At 74.5% G+C, this 18,586-nt stretch carries 12 protein-coding genes and 1 pseudogene; 5 read left to right on the top strand and 8 right to left on the bottom strand.

Going from position 1 to position 18,586, the window contains the following annotated elements:
• Positions 1-60 precede the first annotated feature (60 nt).
• Positions 61-2,571, top strand: a complete 2,511-nt coding sequence (locus QPK52_RS02055; protein WP_410535164.1) for a nitrate- and nitrite sensing domain-containing protein — start codon at positions 61-63, stop codon at positions 2,569-2,571.
• A 59-nt stretch (positions 2,572-2,630) separates the two neighbouring features.
• The gene (locus tag QPK52_RS02050; RefSeq protein WP_410535162.1) at positions 2,631-3,086 is read left to right on the top strand and encodes a DUF742 domain-containing protein; all 456 of its coding nucleotides are present in this window, start codon (positions 2,631-2,633) and stop codon (positions 3,084-3,086) included.
• A 39-nt stretch (positions 3,087-3,125) separates the two neighbouring features.
• Here QPK52_RS02050 and QPK52_RS02045 read toward each other — a convergent pair whose 3' ends face one another.
• Positions 3,126-4,106, bottom strand: coding sequence for a Rieske 2Fe-2S domain-containing protein (locus QPK52_RS02045; RefSeq protein WP_410535160.1), 981 nt, complete (start codon positions 4,104-4,106; stop codon positions 3,126-3,128).
• A gap of 209 nt (positions 4,107-4,315) precedes the next feature.
• Here QPK52_RS02045 and QPK52_RS02040 point away from each other — a divergent pair, with 209 nt between their 5' ends.
• The gene (locus QPK52_RS02040) at positions 4,316-4,966 is read left to right on the top strand and encodes a GTP-binding protein (RefSeq protein ID WP_410535159.1); all 651 of its coding nucleotides are present in this window, start codon (positions 4,316-4,318) and stop codon (positions 4,964-4,966) included.
• A 90-nt stretch (positions 4,967-5,056) separates the two neighbouring features.
• On the opposite strand, the gene glpK is transcribed toward QPK52_RS02040, so the two are convergent.
• The 5 genes and pseudogenes from glpK to QPK52_RS02015 all read right to left on the bottom strand — a co-directional run bounded on the left by glpK (position 5,057) and on the right by QPK52_RS02015 (position 12,569).
• Complete coding sequence (gene glpK, locus QPK52_RS02035; protein WP_410535157.1) at positions 5,057-6,577, bottom strand: glycerol kinase GlpK; 1,521 nt, start codon at positions 6,575-6,577, stop codon at positions 5,057-5,059.
• A 96-nt stretch (positions 6,578-6,673) separates the two neighbouring features.
• Positions 6,674-7,408 (bottom strand): MIP/aquaporin family protein, encoded by a 735-nt coding sequence (locus QPK52_RS02030; RefSeq protein WP_410535155.1) that lies wholly within the window; start codon positions 7,406-7,408, stop codon positions 6,674-6,676.
• A 380-nt stretch (positions 7,409-7,788) separates the two neighbouring features.
• Positions 7,789-8,955 (bottom strand): annotated as a pseudogene (locus QPK52_RS02025) (EAL domain-containing protein); the annotation flags it as partial.
• Positions 8,956-9,237: 282 nt separating this feature from the next.
• Positions 9,238-10,116, bottom strand: coding sequence for a M15 family metallopeptidase (locus QPK52_RS02020; RefSeq protein ID WP_410535154.1), 879 nt, complete (start codon positions 10,114-10,116; stop codon positions 9,238-9,240).
• Positions 10,117-10,199: 83 nt separating this feature from the next.
• Positions 10,200-12,569, bottom strand: a complete 2,370-nt coding sequence (locus QPK52_RS02015; protein WP_410535152.1) for a glycoside hydrolase family 31 protein — start codon at positions 12,567-12,569, stop codon at positions 10,200-10,202.
• A gap of 263 nt (positions 12,570-12,832) precedes the next feature.
• On the opposite strand from QPK52_RS02015, the gene QPK52_RS02010 reads away from it, so the two are divergent.
• Together QPK52_RS02010 and QPK52_RS02005 are read left to right on the top strand one after the other, a co-directional pair.
• Positions 12,833-14,866, top strand: a complete 2,034-nt coding sequence (locus QPK52_RS02010; protein WP_410535151.1) for an acetoacetate--CoA ligase — start codon at positions 12,833-12,835, stop codon at positions 14,864-14,866.
• A 77-nt stretch (positions 14,867-14,943) separates the two neighbouring features.
• The gene (locus tag QPK52_RS02005; RefSeq protein ID WP_410535149.1) at positions 14,944-15,870 is read left to right on the top strand and encodes a hypothetical protein; all 927 of its coding nucleotides are present in this window, start codon (positions 14,944-14,946) and stop codon (positions 15,868-15,870) included.
• A 67-nt stretch (positions 15,871-15,937) separates the two neighbouring features.
• On the opposite strand, the gene ptsP is transcribed toward QPK52_RS02005, so the two are convergent.
• Both ptsP and QPK52_RS01995 read right to left on the bottom strand, forming a co-directional pair.
• Positions 15,938-17,608, bottom strand: a complete 1,671-nt coding sequence (gene ptsP, locus QPK52_RS02000; RefSeq protein WP_410535148.1) for a phosphoenolpyruvate--protein phosphotransferase — start codon at positions 17,606-17,608, stop codon at positions 15,938-15,940.
• A gap of 111 nt (positions 17,609-17,719) precedes the next feature.
• Positions 17,720-18,169 (bottom strand): PTS glucose transporter subunit IIA, encoded by a 450-nt coding sequence (locus QPK52_RS01995; RefSeq protein WP_410535146.1) that lies wholly within the window; start codon positions 18,167-18,169, stop codon positions 17,720-17,722.
• Positions 18,170-18,586 lie beyond the last annotated feature (417 nt).

Here is an 18,586-nt window from a genome sequence, read left to right as displayed (position 1 = left end):
TCGCGCCGTTTGCTGAGGGAACCCATGCTCCCGCTCGGCGGGTCGGACACAGGGGAGGCCATGCGCTTTCGCGGCAAGTCGATCCGGCGGAAGATCATGGCGCTGCTGCTGGTCCCCCTGGTGGCGCTCACCTCCATCTGGGCGTTCGCCACTGTGATCACCGGCCGCGAGGCGGACCAGCTGCTCGACGCCGCGGCCGTCATGGGCGAACTCGGCGAACCGGTCCAGGAAGCCGTCCTCGCCCTCCAGGCCGAGCGCCGCCACACCCTCGTCCACATCGCCGACCCGCGCCGCTCGGACTCCCTGACCGCCCTGCACGACGGACAGCGCGCCACCGACGAGGCGGTGGCGGCCCTGCGCGCCCGGGCGGAAGGAGAGGAGGTCCGCGGCGAGCTGGACGGCGATGCCCGCAGGCGCCTGGACGACCTCCTCGCCGCGCTCGACCGGCTGGACAGGGTGCGCGCCCGGGTCGCGGACAACACCGCCGGGCGCCAGGACGCCTACGACGAGTACAACGCCCTCGTCGACCCCTGCCACGCCCTCCTCACCGGCATTCGCGGCGTCGACGACGTCCGGCTGGAGAGGGAGGGCCGCGCCCTCATCGGACTCTCCCGCGCCCGCGAGTACCTCTCCCGTGAGGACGCCCTGCTGGCCGCCGCGTTCACCGCCGGCCGGATGACCGGGGAGCAGCTGCGGGCCGTCTCCGACCGGGTGGCCGAACGCGAACTCACCTACCGCACGCACCTGTCGATGCTTCCGGCCGAGGACCGGGAGAGGTACCAGAGGTTCTGGTCGGGCACCGACGGCCGGGCCCTGCGCGCTGCGGAGGACGAGATCATCGGCGCCGGCGCCGCGGGAGCGGTGAAGGCCTTCGACGCGGAGCGCTGGCAGAAGACCTCCGGCGCCGTCCTGGAGGAACTGCGGCGCATGGACCGGGAGACCGGCGAGCGCTACCACCGGCGCGTCGAACCGGAGGCCGCCTCCGTGCTGCTGCGGGCCGCGGTCGCCGGGATCCTGGGCTTCGCGGCCGTCGTCGTCTCCGTGGCCGTCTCCCTGCGCATCGGCCGCGGCCTGGTCCGCGACCTCGGCGCCCTGCGCAGGGCGGCGGGGGAGGCGGCGGGGGTACGGCTGCCCGACGTCATGCGGCGGCTCGCCGCGGGCGAGCGGGTCGACGTGGAGACCGAGGCGCCGCGCCTGGAGTACGGACGCGACGAGATCGGGCAGGTCGGGCAGGCCCTCGACACCCTCCAGCGGGCCGCCGTCGAGGCCGCCGTCAGACAGGCGGACATGCGCCGCGGCGTCTCCGAGGTCTTCGTCAACCTCGCCCGCCGCAGCCAGGTGCTGCTGCACCGCCAGCTCACCCTGCTGGACGCGATGGAGCGCCGCACCGAGGACCCCGAGGAACTGGCCGACCTCTTCCGGCTCGACCACCTCACCACCCGTATGCGCCGCCATGCGGAGGGTCTGGTCATCCTCTCCGGCGCCACGCCCTCGCGCCAGTGGCGCAAGCCCATCCCGCTGATGGACGTCGTCCGCGCCGCCGTCTCCGAGGTGGAGGACTACGAGCGCATCGAGGTGCGGCGGCTGCCCCCGCTGGCGGTCGACGGCGCCGCCATCGCCGACCTGACCCACCTCATCGCCGAACTCCTGGAGAACGCCACGGTGTTCTCGCCGCCGCACACCGCGGTCCAGGTGCTCGGCGAGCGGGTCCCCAGCGGCTTCGCCCTGGAGATCCACGACCGGGGCCTGGGCATGTCCCCCGACGCGCTGCTGGAGGCCAACCTCCGGCTCTCCGAGACGCCCGACTTCCGGCTCTCCGACACCGACCGGCTCGGCCTGTTCGTCGTCTCCCGGCTCGGCCGGCGCCAGAACGTCCGCGTCTCACTGCAGCCCTCGCCCTACGGCGGCACCACGGCCGTCGTGCTCATCCCGGGCGCGCTGCTCACCGAGATCGCGGCCGCGCCCCGGAGCGCCGTGGCGGCGGGGGAGGGGGCGGACACCGCCGAGCACCGCGCCGGCGACCACGCCCGGACCGCCGCGGGGCTTCCGCTGCGCGGAGCCCGGCCCGCCATCGGAGCGGGCCGGGTCGGCCCCGTCGAACTGGAGCCGTCCGCCGGGGAGTCCGAGGAGGCCGGGGAGAGCGGCGGGGGCGCAGGAGCCCTTCTGCGCGGGCGTGCCGCCGGCCACCGCGGTCAACCGGCACCGCGGCCCCCGTCCCACCGCCCGTCCGGCGGGGGCGCCGGCACCGGACTCGTCCGGGAGCTCCGGCCCGGCACCGGCCGGATCCCGGGCGGGGACGGCGACCAGGGCCGGGACCAGGGCCGGGCCCGGGGACGGGACGCCGACCGGGCGCGCGCCCGGATGGCCTCGCTCCAGCACGGACTGCGGCGCGGCCGGCAGCGGAGTGCGAACTCCCCCGGCGGCACGGGTGTGGACGGCCCGGAGGACGGGAACGGCTCGGACGGTGGGGACGGTTCGGACGACACGGCACCGCGACCGACACACTGGAGGGGGACGGCCGATGACCGCAGTGCACGGCACGGGGGAGGGCGCCATCCGGGCGGCGGGTGAGCCGGAACGTCCGGGCGGCCCGCCCCGGCACGGCGCGACCGGTGCGGGGTGAGCCCGCCATGACGGACCGCTGGTTCGACGACGCCGCCGGACCGGTGGTGCGGCCGTACGCCATGACGCGCGGCCGCACCCGCAGCGCGACCGGAGGCCGCATCGACCCGGTCGCGCTGGTGGTCGCCGAGGCGGTGGACGGGCTCCCCGGCGCACCTTCGGAGGCCGGGCCGGGCGATGCCCCCGGGACCCGGCTCCCGACCCTCACCGGCGCGGCCGGTGCCAACGGCGACACCGGCGTCCTCGGCCCGGAGCACCTCGACATCGTCGCCCGGTGCCGCAGGGCCCCTCAGCCGGTCGCCGAACTGGCGGCCGTGCTGGATCTGCCGGTGGGCGTCGTACGCGTCCTGGTCGGAGACCTCGTCGAGGCCGAGCTGGTCCGCGTCACCCGCCCCGTGCCCCCGGCCGAGCTGCCGGACGAGCGCATCCTGCGCGATGTGATCAACGGCCTGCGTTCGCTCTGAGCCCCTCCCGAGGCGTCCGGAGCGCAGCGGGCGGCCCGCTCAGGCCGGTCCGGCCGGTCCGGCCACGGAGCGGTGCGCCTGGACCGGATCCGCGACCAGGCGCGCCTCCACCCGGCCGTCCACCAGCCGGGTCTCGAAGACCGGCTGCGGGGACGTCGCGGGACCGCGTACGTTCCAGCCGTCCGCCAGGCGGAAGACGCTGCCGTGCCAGGGGCACCGTACGCATCCGTCGGCGACCGTGCCCTGAGACAGCGGTCCGGCCATGTGGCTGCACCGGTCGGCCAGGGCGTGCACCTGCCCGCCGGTCTCGCGGACGACGACCACCGGTGTCTCGCCCACGTACCGCCGCACCGGCTCGCCCACCGGCAGGTCCGCCACGTCGCCGATGGGGTGCCAGCCGGGTTCGACCACGGCCGGCACATGCTCGGCGTGGTTGACGGCGGCGGCCTGCCGGTAGGCCAGGTGGCCGCCCAGGGCCCCTCCCACGCTCACCACCGTCAGCCCCGCGAACCCCAGCAGACGGCCCCGGGCCCGCCGGCCGCGCAGCCGGGCGGTCAGCGAGGCCGAGTACAGACCCACGGCCGCGACGTTCGCCGCGGCGTGCACCAGGCCGACCCGCATCTGCGGCTTGCGCAGCTCGGCCCAGTCCACCCAGCCCGCCAGGGCGGCCGGGGCGGCAGCCGCCAGACCCAGTCCCACCAGGGTGTCGGCGCCGCGGCGCTGCCCGGGCAGCAGGTCGAGCACGGCGGCGGACATCCAGGTCCCGATGGGGACCTGCACCATCAGCGGGTGCACCGCGTGGCCCAGCCAGCGGCCGTGCAGGGCGTCGCGTGCGCCGCCCAGTGGAAGCGCGCGCACGGCCCGCCGCAGCGGTCCGAGCGCGGCGTCGAGACGCGGGGTGCTCTCCAGCCTCTCCACCGCGGTCAGCACCCGCCCCGGACGCTCGGGGTCCGGAAGCGCGGAACGGGCGGCGGAACGGGCGGTCGAGAAGACGGTACGGACGTTCCGAGAAACAGGCATACCGCCCAGTTCCCTGACGATACCGGCCGTAAACGACCCGCCGAGGTGGCGCAGGTCCGTACTCGGCGGCACCCGGCGGTACTTGGCCGGATTCCGCCCCGGCCGCCCCGGGGACTTGTCGTCACCGCGCCGGTACGGAACGATCTCTTGCTCCGACGGGCGGCACCGCGGGGATGCGGGCCGCACTGCGAGATGCGGAGGAAGAACCGATGGTCTTCGCGGACTCCGGCGCCTGCCGGAAGCACCGGGGAAGCGCCGCCACCGCCGCGCCGATGGCGCTGAAGGTGCTGGTGGCGGGCGGACCCGGAGCGGGCAAGACCACCCTGGTCGGCTCCGCCAGCGAGGTCGGGCCGCTGCGCACCGAGGAGTTCCTGGCCGGGGTTCTCCCCCCGTCCGGCGGACCCGGGCGGGCGCGGGGTGCGGCGGAAGCGGGGGGACCCGGTGCGTGGAAGGCCGCCACCGTCGCCATGGACTTCGGCCGTATCACCCTGAGCGAGCGGCTGACCCTCTGCCTCCTGGCCGCCCCGGGACAGGAGTGCTTCCGGCCCCTGTGGGACGAACTGGCCCAGGGCGCGCTCGGCGCGGTGCTCCTCGCCGACACCCACCGGCCGCGGGACTGCCTCGGCGCGCTCGACCGCCTCCAGCGGCACGCCGTTCCGTACGCCGTGGCCGTCAACCGTTCCGACGGCGCCCGCCGGCCGTCGGAGGAGGCGGTGCGCACCGCGCTGGGACTGGACGCGGCGGTGCCGGTCCTGCGGTGCGACGTGCGCGACCGCGGCTCCGTGCGCGAGGTGCTGGCCTCGGTCGTCGAGCACGCCATGGCCGCCGGTGCCCCCCGGCGCGGCGAGAGCGCCCTCTGACCTCGCGCGCCCCGGGCCCCGGACCCCGGGCCCCGGACCTCGGCGCCCGGTGGGTCCGGCCCCGGAGCCGGACCCACCGGGGAGGGCCGCTCAGTCGCCGTCCTCCTCCCAGCCGAGGCTGCGCTCGACGGCCTTGCGCCAGTTGCGGTGCTCCCGTTCACGGAGCTCCGCGTCCATCCGCGGGGTCCACTCGGCGTCCTTCTTCCAGTGCGCCCTGAGCTCCTCCAGGTCCGACCAGACCCCGGTGGCCAGACCGGCCGCGTACGCCGCCCCCAGGCAGGTGGTCTCGGAGATCACCGGCCGGATCACCGGCACCCCGAGCACATCCGCCTGGTGCTGCATCAGCAGTCCGTTGGCGGTCATGCCGCCGTCCACCTTGAGACTGGTGATCTCCACCCCGGAGTCCTGGTACATCGCGTCGACGACCTCGCGCGTCTGCCAGCTCGTCGCCTCCAGCACGGCCCGCGCCAGGTGCGCCTTGGTGACGTAGCGGGTCAGGCCGGTGATGACGCCGCGCGCGTCCGAGCGCCAGTACGGGGCGAACAGGCCGGAGAAGGCCGGGACGATGTACGCGCCGCCGTTGTCCTCCACGCTCGCGGCCAGGGACTCGATCTCGGCGGCCTCCCTGATGATCCCGAGCTGGTCGCGGAACCACTGCACCAGGGCGCCGGTGATGGCGATCGAGCCCTCCAGGCAGTAGACGGGCCGCTCGCCGCCGAGCTGGTAGCCCACCGTGGTCACCAGACCGCTCTTGGAGGTCACCGGGCGGTGGCCGGTGTTCAGCAGCAGGAACGAGCCGGTGCCGTAGGTGTTCTTGGCGTCGCCGACGTCGTAGCAGGTCTGGCCGAAGACGGCGGCCTGCTGGTCACCGAGCGCGGAGGCCACCGGCACCCCGGTGCTCGTCCCCACCGAGGTGGTGCCGTACACCTCGGCCGAGGAGCGGATCTCGGGCAGCATCGCCTCGGGGATGCCCATGGCCTCCAGGATCGAGGAGTCCCACTGGAGGGTCTCCAGATTCATCAGCATCGTCCGGCTGGCGTTGGTGACGTCCGTGACGTGCACGCCGCCCTCCGTGCCTCCGGTGAGGTTCCAGATCAGCCAGGAGTCCATGGTGCCGAAGGCGATCTCGCCCGCGGCGGCGCGCTCGCGCAGCCCGGGCACGTGCTCCAGCAGCCAGGCGGCCTTCGGTCCGGAGAAGTAGCTGGCCAGCGGGAGCCCGGTCCGGTCGCGGAAACGGTCCTGCCCCACGTCGCCGCCCAGCTCCCGGCAGAGCGCGGAGGTGCGGGTGTCCTGCCAGACGATGGCGTTGTGGACCGGTTTGCCGGTGGCGCGGTCCCACAGCACGGTCGTCTCGCGCTGGTTGGTGATGCCCAGCGCGCTCAGATCGCGGCCGCGCAGTCCCGCCTTGGCGAGCGCTCCCGCGACCACGGCCTGGACCTTGGACCAGATCTCGGTGGCGTCGTGCTCCACCCAGCCGGGTTTGGGGAAGATCTGCCGGTGCTCGCGCTGGTCGACGGCGACGATCGCGCCGTCGTGGTCGAAGATGATGCAGCGGCTCGACGTGGTGCCCTGGTCGATCGCGGCGACGTAGGTGGCTGCGGTGTCCGTCATGGCGGTCCCTCCGGTCCCCTTCTGCTGGTTGTCCTCGGTCCTTCCCGCTCTTCCCGGTCCTTCTCCGTCCTTGGCTCCCGTTCCCCGCGGCCCGGGTCAGAAAGCGAGGTTGTAGACGAGTGCCCCGAGGACGCCGCCGATGATCGGTCCCACCACCGGAACCCAGGAGTATCCCCAGTCGGAGGTGCCCTTGTTGGGGATGGGCAGCAGCGTGTGGACGATGCGGGGGCCCAGGTCGCGGGCCGGGTTGATGGCGTAACCGGTGGGGCCGCCCAGGGACAGGCCGATCCCGACGACCAGCAGCGCGACGATGAGGAGCGCGGTGCCGGACTCGCCCAGGCCCCTGGTCAAACCGAAGGCCAGGATCGGCAGCACCAGGGCGACGGTCGCGATGATCTCGGTGACCAGGTTGGCCACCGGGCTGCGGATCTCCGGGATCGTCGAGAAGATGCCGAGGGTCGGCATCGCGGTCTCCTTGTCGCGGTTCGCCGCGAACTGCGAGTAGTAGACCAGCCAGGCCAGTACGGCGCCGAGCATCGCGCCGGTGATCTGCCCCGCGATGTAGACCGGGACCTTGTCCCAGTTCTCACCCGTCTGAGTGGCGATGCCGACGGTCACGGCGGGGTTGATGTGCCCTCCGGACAGCGGCGCCGCGGTGTAGGCGCCCGCGAGCACTCCGAAGCCCCATCCGAAGGCGATGACGATCCAGCCCGCGTTCTGCGCCTTGGAGTGGTTGAGCGTGATGGCGGCGCAGACCCCCGCGCCGAAGAGGATCAGGATCGCCGTTCCGATGATCTCGCCGATGAAGATGTCGCTGCTGGGAAGATTCATTGCCGCTCCTCCGTGCCCTCACCCCGGGCATCGGCCCCGGGCGTCCCTGCGGGGTGCGTTGTGCCGTGCCGGCGGGCCCGGCGGCACGGCACGGCACGGCCGCGCCCCGCCCGGCGTCCGCGACGAGCGTGCGTGTCCAGCGGAACCGCCCCGGGGAGCATCCGGCCATGGAGACCGACGTGCGGCGATACCGTCTGATAATCGGAAGTGTTCCTCCGGTAAGGAGGACCGTCAAGGCAACCCGCAGGGCGGGGAGGCCCGCCCCATCCCGCACCCCGCGGCACGCCTCACAGGCGGCCGCCGGGGCCACCGGCCTGCCCGGCCGGGCGTCCTGACGGCCCGGCACCCCGCCCGTAGACGGCTCAGCCCGCGCCCGGACGGGGCGTCCGGGTGAGCCGATCCAGTCCCGGGGCGTCATCCATACGGCTGTCGGCCAGTGCCCTGATCACCTCGGCCAGCCGCACCACCCCCACGCAGCGCCCCGCCTCGTCCACGACCGCCACGTCGTCGGCCGTACGGCTGCTGTCCCCCGCGGCCACCACGTCGAGCACCTCCCAGGCGGTGGCGCCCACCCGCACCGTGCGCGGCCGGTCCGCCAGCCGGACCGCGGGCCGGTCGGCGTACAGGGCGTGGCCGTACCGGCCCGACATGGCCAGCAGGAAGCGGTCCCGGTCCACCGCGCGCACCGGCACTCCGTCGGGGTCCACCAGCAGCACCCCGGTCACCTCCGGCGAGCCGGTGAGCAGCGCCCGCACCTGGGAGGCGGAGGCCGACAGCGGCAGCAGGGCCGCGGGGTGCAGGAACTCGGCGACCGACGGCCCCTGCGCGCCGCTCCCGGCCGGCGGAGCGGCGGGCGGGCAGACCGGCACGCGGATTTCGACGGCGGGACGGCGCGCGGGCGGAGCGAACAGATGCCCCTGCGCCAGATGCGCGCCGACCGCACGCGCGGACGCGTACTGCAACTCGGTCTCCACCCCCTCGACGGCCAGCAGGGCGCCGACGCCGTCGCAGAACCGCCGCAGCCCGGCGACCGCCGCACGGTAGGCGGGCCGGTGCGGCAGCCCGGCCACGACCTCGGCGTCCACCTTGAGCAGGTCGGGGGAGAGGTCGGCGAGCAGCAGCAGCGACGGATCCCCGGCGCCGACCCCGTCCACGCAGATCCGGAAGCCGTCCTCGCGCAGCGCGCCGACCGCCGACACCAGCGCCCCACGGGGCGCCGGCCCCGGCCGCGGGGTGATGTCGAGCGTCACCTCCCACGGCCGGCGGCCGGCGTCCCGCACGGCCCGGCGCAGCGCGGCGAGGTCGCCGAGACCGGCGAGGGTGGCGGCGAAGACGTTGACGTGGAGGGGCAGCAGCCCCTCCCGGCGCGCGGCGGACCGCAGGGCCAGCGCGGCCAGCTCGGCGTCCAGTTCCGGGTCGCGGCACGCCTCGGCCACGACATCGCCCCCCTCGGAGCGGGCCAGGACCTCCAGGGCCGTCACGGAACCGGTCCCCAGGTCCACGACCGGCTGATAGGCGAATCGGAGTTGGCTCATCCAGGCACGCACGGCACCAGCATGCTGCCGGCCCGAGCGCCCGGAGGTGTTGTTCGCGCAGAGTTCACGAGCATTTCCGTGCCGTGGGCCCTGCCCCGGACGTGGACGGAAGGTCCGGGAAATGTCGCGAACGGGTGACAGTGCGGCGGCCCCAGAACCGCTGCGGAGCGGGCCGCGTCCCCACCACCGGATGACGGCGGTACGGGACCCACGGGGGTGGTGCCGTACCGCCGCTCCGCCGCGCCGCACCCGGGCACACCTGGCGCCGGGCGGTGCACTCCGGCGGGGAGGGGCTCAGCGGCCGGTGAGCGACCTGGGGTGCACGGGGAAGTCGAAATAGGTGTCGGGGAACGGCTCCCGCCGGAAGGTGTAGTGCCACCACTCGGCCTCGTAGTTCACGAAGCCCACCTCCTCCAGCGCCTCCTTCAGCAGCAGCCGGTTGGCCCGCTGCTCACCGGTGATCCGCGGGTCCAGGGTGTGCGACAGGGTGTCGAAGCAGTCGTAGCCCGTCCCCATGTCCACCGAGTTGTCCGGGAAGCGATCCTCCCGCGGAGCGAAGCACGGCGTCAGCGGCTCACCCGGCACGTACGGCCGGGTCGGCCAGGCGGGCAGCCGCACCAGGGTCAGATCGACGGTGCTGCCCCGGCTGTGCCCGGAGCGCTCGGCGATGTACCCGTCCGAGAACAGCCGCGTCTTGTCCACCCGGGGGTAGAACTCCTCCTTCATCCGCTGGTCGCCGAGATCCTGCGCCCACGCCACGAAGTGGTCCACCGCCCGCTGGGGGCGGTAGCAGTCGTAGACCTTCAGCGAGTACCCCCGCCACAGCAGCTTCCACTGCGCCCGGCGCAGCGCCTCGGCGGCGTCGCGGGTCAGCAGGCACATCGGCTTGCGGTACCCGTCGACGGGATCGCCGACGAAGTTGTGCGCGGTGATGTAGCGGATCTCCTGGAGGATCGTCGGATCCACCTCGGAGAGCGCCACGAACTCCGGCGGCGCCTTCGGTTCCGGCTCGGCCCGCGCGGCCGGTGCCGCGGCGACGAGGACGGTGGGAGCGAGGAGCACGGCGAGCACGAGGAGGACCGCGGCCACCGGGGAGCGCGCCCCGGGCCTTGGGGCGGAGGACTTCCCGGCCGGCTGCGCGGACGGCGGTGTGATCGGTTCCCTGATCGGCATGACCCCTCCGTCTACCAGGTGACCGGTGCGTCTTGGAAGAGCGCCCACGCGCCCCGCGCAAGGGCCCTGCGCTCCCCGTGCGCTCACGCCCCCGCGCCGCGCACCCGCACCGGGTACCCCACTTCCGAGGCCCCCTCCCGCGCCACCACCACCTCCCGGCCCAGCACCCGCACCGAGAACCGCTCCAGCTCCACCCGCCCGAAGCCGTCCCCCGGGTCCGCGGCGACCACCCCGCCGCCCGTGCGCCCGGGCGGCGGAGCCCACACCTCCAGCTCGATCCCGCCCTCCGGCCCGGCCACCGGCACCACCGACCCCGCCCGGGCCAGCACCGGTATCCGTGCCGGCGGGGCCTCGACGACCACCTGGCCCGGGCCCCTGTGCACCCGTCCCGTGGCCGTGTCGTACCACCGCCCGCGCGGCAGCCGCACGGTACGGCGCACCACCCCCGGCTCCAGCACCGGCGCCACCAGCAGCGCGTCCCCCAGCAGGAACGCGTCCTCGCACTCCCGCAGCGCCCGGTCCTTCGGCGCCGCCCACCACAGCGGACGCACGTACGGAGCCCCCGAGCGGTGCGCCAGCCGGGCCAGCGTCGCGAAGTACGGCAGCAGCCGCTCCCGCTCGCGCAGGGCCGCCCGCGCGTGCCCCAGCACCTCCGGACCGAACTCCCACGGCTCCAGCCGCCCGGAGCCCGGCACGGCGGAGGTGCGGAACAGCGGCAGGTACGCGGCCAGCTGGAACCAGCGCAGATACAGCTCCGGCGACGGCCGAGGCGCCCCCGCAGGACCCCCCACGTCCGCACCGCAGTACGGCACCCCGCACAACCCCAGCCCGATCACCTGGGCGAGCGCGTCCCGCAGCCCCTCCCAGCCGGCCGAGGTCTGGTCCGTCCAGGTGCCGCCGTAGCGCTGCAGCCCCGCCCAGCCCGAGCGCGACAGCAGGAACGGCCGTTCATGGGGCCGCAGCCCCCGCAGCCCCTCGAAACCCGCGCGGGCCATGGCAAGGGCGTAGACGTTGTGCGCCTCCCGGTGGTCACCGCCGCGCGACTCCAGGCAGTGCCCGGCCGACCGCGGCAGCGTCGGATCGCCGAGGACGGCGAGGGAGACCGGATCGTTCATCTCGTGGCAGAACCCGGCGAACCCCCGCGCCAGCCGCTCGGAGTACAGCCCTCCCCACCACTTGCGCACCCGTGGATCGGTGAAGTCCGGGTACACCGCCTCACCCGCCAGGCCCAGCCCGCGCACCGGCCCGCCCAGCGGACCCCGGACGAAGGCGTCCTCGTCCCGCCCGCCGTCGTACACCGCGTCGCCCGGCTCCGCCCGCACCGCGGGGTCGACGCACGACACCAGCCGCACCCCGCCCCCCTCGGCCCCGCGCAGCGAGGCCGCCAGAGCCGGCAGATCCGGAAACCGCCCGGAGTCCACCGTGAACCCCCGCCGCCCCCGGTGGTGGCCCGCCCCCAGGTGCACGGCGCTCAACGGCAGCCCCCGCTCGGCGTACCCCGCCACCACCCGCCGCACCTCGTGCTCGCCCCCCGCCCCCCACAGGCCCGCCTGGTGACCCAGCGCCCAACGCGGCGGCGGCACGGGCGCACCCGTCAGCGCCCGCCAGCCGTGCAGCACCCGCGAGGGCGCACCGGTCAGCACCCAGTAGCGCAGCGGACCGCCCGACATCCGCACCTCGCACCGGCCCGGCCGGTCGTGCCCGGAACCCGCCCCCTCCACGCCCTCGCGCAGCGTCACCACGCCGTCCCAGGAGTTGTCGTGGAAGAGCAGGTGACCGCCCGCGTCCGCCACCACCCACAGCACCGGCATCGTCAGCGACCGCGTGCCGCGCCCGGTCCGGAACGGAACCGGACCCGCGTTCCACAGCCGGTACGGGCCGCCGCGCAGCCTCGGCCCGGGCGCCCGCCCGCCCAGGCCGAAGAACCGCGCGTCCGCCGGCACCTCCGAGCGCTGCGTCCAGCGGCTCCCCGCACCCCCCTCCGCACCGTCCGCCGGCTCCCACCAGCGCGGCGGCAGGTCACGCCGCAGCACCACACCGCCCGGGGTGCGCACCTCCACCGCACCCAGCCGGGTCACCGTCACCAGCACCCGCTCGGAGACCACCCGCCAGCCGCCGTCCTTGTCCGGCTCCAGCACCGCCCGCGGGTCCGCCTGCGGGTACGCGCCCGCCAGCGCGTACGACGGCTCGGGCCCCGCGCCGTCCCAGCCGCAGAACACCATCCCGCCCGCCGTCACCCGCACCCGCAGCGACGACCGCTCGAAGTGCACCACGCCGCCGCCCGGCCGCGGCTCGGCCCCCCGCGCCGGACCCGGCACCCGCGCCCGCTCCCGGCCGCCGCGCGGCAGCGTCCGGGCGTCCATGCGCCGGCCCCGCCACGCGGACCGGGCCGCACGCAACCCCTGCGCCGCACCGACCAACCTCACCGACCGCACCAGGCCACGTGCATCCATGCTGATCAGAGTGCCATTACCGACGAGCGGCCGATGCCCCGTTCAACCGCCGTTCACCGAACGTCCCCCCGTGGTTGCACCACACCGTCCGGCCCCCCGGTATGGGGGACCAGCCCTGGTGCGGAAACCGATCACATGGCACAGTCCTGGCACAGTCCTCTACAGCCGCCGCGCACCCGCACACCCCCGGCCACCATCCCAGGGGCCGAGCGGTGCGGGGAGGCGAACGCACACGAAGCGTGGGAAACAGCCCGGGAGCCGCCATGACCGCCGCGCACAGCGCCGCACCGACGACCGCAGACCAGCCGGAGCCCCTGTGGAGCCCCGGCCCCGACCGGATCGAGGGCGCCCGGATCACCCGCTTCCAGGCATGGGCGGCCGAACGCTTCGGAGCCCCGGCCGCCGTACCCGGCGACCCGGCCGCGAGCTACGCCGCGCTGCACCGCTGGTCCGTCGAGGAGCTCGAGGCCTTCTGGCGGGCGGTCACCGAGTGGTTCGACGTACGCTTCGCCACCCCGTACGAGACCGTACTCGCCGACCCCGCCATGCCCGGCGCCCGCTGGTTCCCCGGCGCCACCCTCAACTACGCCGAACACGCCCTGCGCGCCGGCGAGGACCCCGCCCGCGCCGACACCCCCGCCCTGCTGTACGTCGACGAGAGCCACGAGCCGACCCCCGTCACCTGGGCGGAGCTGCGCCGCCAGGTCGGCTCGCTGGCCGCCGAACTGCGCCGCCTCGGGGTGCGCCCCGGCGACCGCGTCAGCGGCTACCTGCCCAACATCCCCCAGGCCGCCGTCGCCCTGCTGGCCACCGCCGCCGTCGGCGGCGTGTGGACCTCCTGCGCCCCCGACTTCGGCGCCCGCAGCGTCCTGGACCGCTTCCAGCAGGTCGAACCGGTCGTCCTGTTCACCGTCGACGGCTACCGCTACGGCGGCAAGCGGCACGACCGCACCGACACCGTCGCCGAACTGCGCCGCGAACTGCCCTCCCTGCGCGCCGTCGTCCACATCCCCCTGCTCGGCACCCCGGCCCCCGAGGGCACCCTGGAGTGGGACGCCCTGACCGCCGCCGACGGCACGTCGGCCGAACCGGTCTTCGAGCACCTCCCCTTCGACCACCCGCTGTGGGTGCTGTACTCCTCCGGCACCACCGGACTGCCCAAAGCCATCGTCCAGTCCCAGGGCGGCATCCTGGTCGAGCACCTCAAGCAGCTCGGCCTCCACTGCGACCTCGGTCCCGGCGACCGCTTCTTCTGGTACACCTCCACCGGCTGGATGATGTGGAACTTCCTCGTCTCCGGCCTGCTCACCGGCACCACCGTCGTCCTCTACGACGGCAGCCCCGGCCACCCCGGCACCGACGCCCAGTGGCGCGTGGCCGAGCGCACCGGCGCCACCTTCTACGGCACCTCCGCCGCGTACGTCATGGCATGCCGCAAGGCCGACGTCCACCCCGGCCGCGACCTCGACCTCTCCCGCGTCAGGTGCGTCGCCACCACCGGCTCCCCCCTCCCGCCCGACGGATTCCGCTGGATCCACGACGAGGTCGCCGAGGACATGTGGATCGCCTCCGTCAGCGGCGGCACCGACGTGTGCAGCTGCTTCGCCGGCGCCGTCCCCACCCTCCCCGTCCACATCGGCGAACTCCAGGCCCCCTGCCTGGGCACCGACCTGCAGTCCTGGGACCCGCACGGCAAGCCGCTGGTCGACGAGGTCGGCGAACTGGTCGTCACGCGCCCCATGCCGTCCATGCCGATCCGCTTCTGGAACGACGCGGACGGCTCCCGCTACCGCGACAGCTACTTCGAGATGTTCCCCGGCGTGTGGCGGCACGGCGACTGGACCACCCTCACCTCGCGCGGCACCGTCGTCATCCACGGCCGCTCCGACTCCACCCTCAACCGGCAGGGCGTCCGCATGGGCTCGGCCGACATATACGAAGTCGTCGAACGCCTCCCGGAGATCCGCGAGTCCCTCGTCATCGGCGCGGAACAGCCCGACGGCGGCTACTGGATGCCCCTGTTCGTCCACCTCGCCGAGGGCGCGGTCCTCGACGACGCCCTGCGCGACCGCGTCAGGCGCGCCATCCGCGAACAGCTCTCGCCCCGGCACGTCCCCGACGAGATCATCGAGGTGGAGGGCGTCCCCCACACCCTCACCGGCAAGCGGCTGGAGGTCCCGGTCAAGCGCCTCCTCCAGGGCGCCGACCTCGACAGGGCGGTCAACCCCGGCTCGGTCGACGACGTCGGCCTCCTCCGCTTCTACGAGCGCCTGGCCCGGGAGCGCCGCACCTCCTGAGCCTTTAAAAGACCCGTTGTCAGCCCTCTCGATTACGGTGAGTCACCAGATGAACGCACCATCGAGGGGGAGACGGCATGGCACACCACGGAAGGCGCGACCGCCGCGGGCCGGGGACGGCGCGACGAGCCCTGCGCCGCGAGGCGCCCAGCACGGTCGCCGTCGTGGCCGACCCGGCCGGTTTCGCGGTCATGCGCCGCTACACCACGTTCGCCTTCGACGACCACCACCGCTACCTGCGGCAGACGGAAGGACTGCTGCGCTCGCTCACCGCCCAGGGCGTCCACACCCGCGTCGGCCTCTTCGAACCGGACGACTACGCGCACTTCTGCGCCCAGGAGCGGATCGACCCCGACACCCCGGACAGCCGTGCGCGCTACGTGGCCGAGATCGCCGCCACCGGGGCCACCGTCCGCTACCGGGGCCAGCCACTGGACCGGCTGCTGCCCCTGCTGCTCGACGGCTGGGAGCGGCAGGAGGCCGGGGAGCGCGCCACCGACGCCCTCACCGGCCTCGGCACCTGCCCCGGCTGCGGAAAGGACCTCGGACAGGAGGCCCTCGACGCCGCCGCCGGAATCCTGGACCGGCTCACCGCCGGAGCCGGTCCGGGCGCCCACCACCTGGTGTGCAGCGTCACCGGGGCCACCGGCCCTCTGGTCGCCGTCCTGCGCATCGAGCGCACACCGCGCGGCGGGACGGAGCCGGCCACCGCCCAGGAATCGGCCTTCCGCACGGTGCTCGCCTCGGGACTGGCCACCGGACGCCCCGGGGGAGTGGTGATGCGCACCACCCGCGACGGGAACGAGGAGGTGCGCGGCTGGGGCCTGAAAGGCGGCCGCCTCCGCCCGCTCACCGAGGCGGAGGTCTTCTTCGCCTACTGCACCGACAGCCGTACGGGAGACCCGGTCCCGCCGGAGCCCGGCCTCACCTACCGGGCCGGCTTCCCGCTGCCGGAGCGCACGGCGGAGGAGCGACGGCACGGGCGAGGGAAGGAGGACCGCTGACCCCCGCCCCCGAGGTCCGGCCGTCCCGCCGCGGGACGGCCGGACCCCACACACCGGCGGGCGGCGCTCACTCCCCGGAGAGCACCGACTGCGCGGCCGCCCGCGCCTGCTCACCGCCGTCCGAGGCACGCGCGGCGGACGCCGCGCGCTCGCACTGGGCCATGGTGCGCCTGGACAGCTCCGCACGTACGTAGGGGATGGCCTTGGCACCCATGGACAGGCTCGTGACGCCCAGCCCGACCAGCACACACGCGAGCAGCGGGTCGGAGGCGGCCTCACCGCAGACACCGCAGCTCTTGCCCTCCGCCCCGGCCGCCTCCGCGGCCATGGCCACCAGGTCCAGCAGCGCCGGCTGCCACGGATCCTGGTAGCGGGCCAGCGCTCCCACCTGCCGGTCGGCGGCGAAGGTGTACTGCGCCAGGTCGTTGGTCCCCAGCGACAGGAACTCCACCTCCTGGAGCACCGAACGGGCCCTCAACGCCGCCGAGGGGACCTCCACCATCACGCCGAACTTCGCCCGCAGCCCCGCCTCCCGGCAGGCATCGGCGAACGCCCTGGCGTCGGCCCTGTCGGCGACCATCGGCGCCATGACCTCCAGATACACCGGCAGCCCCTCGGCGGCCCTGGCGAGCGCCCGCAACTGGGCGCGCAGCACCTCGGGATGGCCGAGCAGCGTACGCAGCCCGCGCACGCCCAGCGCGGGATTGGGCTCCTCGGCCGGGGTGAGGAAATCCAGCGGCTTGTCCGCGCCCGCGTCCAGCACCCGCACCACGACGCGCCCCTCCGGGAACGCCTCCAGCACCTGCCGGTACGCCTCCACCTGCTTCTTCTCCGACGGAGCCTTCCCACGGGAGTCCAGGAAGAGGAACTCGGTACGGAACAGGCCGACGCCCTCGGCGCCCGCCTCCACCGCGTCCGCCACATCCGCCGGACCGCCGATGTTCGCCAGCAGCGGCACCTTGTGCCCGTCGGAGGTCGCACCCGGACCGGTGGCGGACGCGAGTGCCGCCCTCCGCTCCTCGGCGAGCCTGAGCATCTCCTCCCGCTGCTCCGGGTCCGGATCCACGGTGACCGCGCCCGTACTGCCGTCCACCGCGACGACCGTCCCCTCGGCCAGCTCGACGGCGCCCCGCAACGCCACCACCGCGGGCACTCCCAGCGCCCGGGCCAGAATGGCGCTGTGGCTGGTGGGGCCGCCCTCCTCGGTCACGAAACCGAGGACGAGCGACGGATCCAGCAGCGCGGTGTCCGCGGGCGCCAGATCACGCGCTACCAGCACGTAGGGCCTGTCGCTGTTCGGCACTCCCGGCATCGGGACCCCGAGCAGCCGGGCGACGATGCGGTTCCGCACGTCGTCCAGGTCCGCGACCCGTCCGGCGAGGTAGTCGCCGGCGCCCGCGAGCAGCGCCCGGTAGGCGGCGAGGGCGTCGTACACCGCACGCTCGGCGGTGCTGCCCACGGCGATGCGCCGTTCGACATCGGCGATCAGCTCCGGATCCCGGGCCATCATGGCCTGCGCCTCCAGCACGGCCTGCGCCTCGCCGCCCGCGAGGTTCCCCCGCGCGACCAGGTCGGCGGCCACGGCCTCCACAGCCTGACGCGCTCTCCTCAGCTCGGTCGGCACCGCCTCCCCGGTGATTCGCCGGGTCGGCGGCTCCAACTCGGCGGTGCCCATGTGCCGCACCTCGCCGATCGCCACCCCGTGGCTGACCCCGATCCCTCGAAGTGTCGTCTCCATCTCACCCTCACCCGTCTCCGGATCTCCGGCCGGTTCCGTCTCGTAGGCGGGACGCGTCCGCCTCCTGCCCGCCGACCGCGAAGACCTCACGGCCGGCGAGGGGGCGATGGATCACCGCCAGGTGAACAGCGTGCCGCCGGAGGGCACGTCGACGCCCTCGGCCACGTCGGCCAGCGCGTCGGGAGTGGCCTCCAGCGCGACGACCGGGCACACCGGAGACTTCCCCACGGCCTCCACCTCGACCGGGTTCCAGCGGACGATCGGATCACCACGCCGCACGGTGTCGCCCTTGGCAGCCAGCAACTCGAAACCCTGGCCGTTCAGCTGCACGGTGTCGATACCCAGATGCGTCAGCACCCCGTGCCCCTCACCGTCCACGACGACGAAGGCGTGTGCGTGCAGCGAGACGACGATGCCGTCGACCGGAGCCACGGCGATGGACGGTTCACGGACCGGGTCGACGGCGGTCCCGGGCCCCACCATCACTCCGGAGAACACCGGATCCGGCACGGCCGCGAGGCCGATGGCACGTCCGGCCAGCGGGGACGTCACGGTGGTCATGGAAAGCCTCCCGGGCGCGGAGACCGAGCGGTCGCCGTCGTCGTGTGTCCTGAGTTGTCCTGAATCGGCGCACTGATCAGAAGCGTATGACATGGGAACCTCCGGTTCCGGGGAGCGCGCGCGTGGCGGCCTGTCCGGGGCCGCCGGACCGATTTGCCTCCGCATCAACCCGCCTGTACTCTCATACCTCCGTCCGGCGCCAGTGGCGCCAGTGACGTCCGACCTCATCTCCCTCCGAGAAACCGATTCGGTTCTGTGTGTTCGCAGACAAGATCCGGATTTCAGAATTCGGAGGAGGGGCTGATAGAGTCGGAGACACCGAAGGGAAGCGCCCGGAGGGGCCCCGGGAGGGGTGCCGAAGGAAGCGTCCGTTCCTTGAGAACTCAACAGCGTGCCAAAAGTCAACGCCAGATATGT

The sequence above is a fragment of the Streptomyces sp. KL2 genome (assembly GCF_046529545.1).
GTDB classification, from domain to species: Bacteria; Actinomycetota; Actinomycetes; order Streptomycetales; family Streptomycetaceae; genus Streptomyces; species Streptomyces radiopugnans.
The sequence above is the reverse complement of the archived record's forward strand: the minus strand, read 5'-3'. Positions and strand labels throughout refer to the sequence as shown.